The organism is Kitasatospora sp. NPDC057512, assembly GCF_042802135.1.
Classification (GTDB): Bacteria; Actinomycetota; Actinomycetes; order Streptomycetales; family Streptomycetaceae; genus Kitasatospora.
Genome location: NZ_JBHVET010000919.1, coordinates 1 through 2,847, shown reverse-complemented (window position 1 = coordinate 2,847; position 2,847 = coordinate 1). Strand labels below are relative to the sequence as shown.

Genomic DNA, 2,847 nt, shown 5'->3' with positions numbered 1-2,847 from the left:
ACCGCACGGTGCGGGCCCCCGCTCATGCCGCCGTACGGCCGGGGCGGCGCACTCCATGCATCCGACGGCCGACTCCAGCCCGCAGCCCGGGCTGCAGACCGACGGACGGAGAATCCGTGACCACCCCTGCCCGCCCGCCGCGCGACCGCGGCCCCCGCACCACCGACCAGGCCCGCCGCACCGCCGGCGGCGACCGCCCGCGCAAGCCGCGCGGCCGTAGCGGCGCCCCCAAGCAGGCCCGCCCCGCCGCCGCCCCCGAGGCCACCGACTTCACCGTGGTCCAGGGCACCCCGGCCCGGCCCCCGGCGGCGTCCTTCGCCGAGCTGGAGATGCCCAAGGCGATCCTCTCCGCGCTCGGCCGCCAGGGCGTCACCGAGCCCTTCCCGATCCAGGCCGCCACGCTGCCCGACTCGATCGCCGGGCGCGACGTCCTCGGCCGCGGCCGCACCGGCTCCGGCAAGACCCTGGCCTTCGGCCTGCCGCTGCTCGCCCGCACCGCCGGGCGCCGCGCCGACGCCCGGTACCCGCTGGCGCTCGTCCTGGTGCCCACCCGCGAGCTGGCCCAGCAGGTCACCGAGGCGCTCACCCCGTACGCGACCGCCGTCAACCTGCGGATCACCACCGTCGTCGGCGGCATGTCGATCAACAAGCAGGCCAACGCGGTGCGCCGCGGCACCGAGGTCCTGGTGGCCACCCCGGGCCGGCTGGACGACCTGATCGGGCGCGGCGACGTCAACCTCTCCGACGTGGCGATCACCGTCCTCGACGAGGCCGACCAGATGGCCGACATGGGCTTCCTGCCGCAGGTCAGCAAGCTGCTGGAGCAGGTCGCCGAGGGCGGGCAGCGGATGCTGTTCTCCGCCACCCTGGACCGCAACGTCGACCGGCTGGTCAAGCGCTTCCTGACCGACCCGGTGACCCACTCGGTCGACCCGTCGGCCGGCGCGGTCACCACCATGGACCACCACGTCCTCCAGCTGGAGCAGGCCGACAAGGCCTCCGCCACCGCGCACATCGCCTCCCGCGACGGCCGCGTGATCATGTTCGTGCACACCAAGCACGGCGCCGACCGGCTGGCCAAGCAGCTGCTCGCCAACGGCGTGAAGGCCGCCGCGCTGCACGGCGGCAAGTCCCAGCCGCAGCGCAACCGGGTCCTGGACCAGTTCCGGGACGGCCACGTCACCGCGCTCATCGCGACCAACGTCGCCGCCCGCGGCATCCACATCGACGGCCTGGACCTGGTCGTCAACGTCGACCCGCCGGTCGACCACAAGGACTACCTGCACCGCGGCGGCCGCACCGCCCGGGCCGGCGAGTCCGGGACGGTCGTCACCCTGGTGCTGCCCGAGCAGCGCCGCGAGGTCAACCGGCTGATGACGACGGCCGGCATCCGCCCGACCGTCACCAAGGTCCGCCCGGGCGACGCCGACCTCACCCGGATCACCGGTGCCCGCACCCCCAGCGGCGTGGCCGTGACGCTGGCCGTACCGGTCACCGCCGACCAGGCCGCGGCCGCCGGGGCCAAGGGCGGCGCCGACAAGCCCGCCGGGGCCAAGTCCGGCACCCCCCGCCGCCGGCCCGGCAAGCGCTCCGCGCTGCCCGCCGACGTCGACATGAACGGCAACCCGCGCCGCCCCCGCCCCAAGCAGCGGATCGGCGGCGCCGCCCAGGGCGAGCGCCCGCAGGCGGCCGGCTTCATCGGCCGCTCCTCGGGGCGCGCCAAGCCCGGCAGCGGCTCCAAGTCCGGCTCCAACTACGGCACCGGCCGCCAGCGCCGCAAGGCGGACTGACGGCCCTCCCGGCCACGTCGTACGGGCCCCGCACACCCCCTCGCAGCAGGGGGCGTGCGGGGCCCTCCGGCTTTCCGGGGCCGGCCTTCCTCGCCGCGGGCTTCGGCGAAACTGCCGCCCGGGCCGACCGCCCAGCTCAGCCCCGGCGCACCCGGCAGCTGCCGGTGCGCTGCCGGTTGACGGCCGACCGCGCACCCCCGAGTCTCTGACGCGGCCCACACATCCGACACCCCGTCACCACGGAGGCCCGGATGGTGAGTCCACGCGATCCCCCCACTCGGAAGGACGACCGTCCCATGCGCCGAACCTCCGCCCTGCTGACCACCGCCCTGCTCGCCGGTGCCGCCGCCCTGGCCGCCCCGGCCACCTCCGCCCAGGCCGCCCCGGCCTGCGGCGCGTGGGCCTCCGGCTGGAACGCCGTCGGCAGCTGTAGCGGCCTCGACCCGATGCAGACCTGGACCGTCACCGCCACCTGTCTCTACTGGAACTCCAACCACACCGTGCAGTTCTCCCGCCCCGCCATCGGCGGCCTCGCGATCGGCGACGGCACCGCGTCCGCCTCCTGCGGCATCGGCGACAGCGTCATGTTCCCGCGCGTCGTCCTCGGCGCCGCCCCGCCGGCCGGCCCGACCGGCCAGATCACCGGCTACGCGAGCAAGTGCGTCGACGTGAAGGGCGCCAACCTCGGCAACGGCGCCCCCGTCCAGATCTACGACTGCAACGGCTCCGTCGCGCAGAAGTGGCGGATCGGCGTCGACGGCACGATCCGCGCCCTCGGCAAGTGCATGGACGTCTCCGGTGGCAACACCGGCAACGGCACCAAGGTCCAGATCTACGACTGCAACGGCAGCGGCGCCCAGCAGTGGCAGGCCCGCCCCGACGGCTCGCTCCTCAACCCGCAGTCCGGCCGCTGCCTGGACGACCTCGGTTTCTCCACCGACAACGGCAACCAGCTCGGCATCTGGGACTGCAACGGCGCCGCCAACCAGAAGTGGAACCTCCCGGTCTGACGCCCGAGCCCCACTCACCACGGTCCGCCGCCCCCGCACCACACCGG

2 protein-coding genes are annotated in these 2,847 nt (G+C 75.3%); both read left to right on the top strand.

The window, feature by feature from the left end; all coding sequences use genetic code 11:
• The first annotated feature begins 116 nt into the window (after positions 1-116).
• The gene (locus ACFU6K_RS35755) at positions 117-1,790 is read left to right on the top strand and encodes a DEAD/DEAH box helicase (protein ID WP_380670316.1); all 1,674 of its coding nucleotides are present in this window, start codon (positions 117-119) and stop codon (positions 1,788-1,790) included.
• Positions 1,791-2,086: 296 nt separating this feature from the next.
• Entirely contained in the window at positions 2,087-2,800 is a 714-nt protein-coding gene (locus tag ACFU6K_RS35750; RefSeq protein ID WP_380670314.1) for a ricin-type beta-trefoil lectin domain protein, read from the top strand.
• The last annotated feature ends 47 nt before the right edge of the window (positions 2,801-2,847 follow it).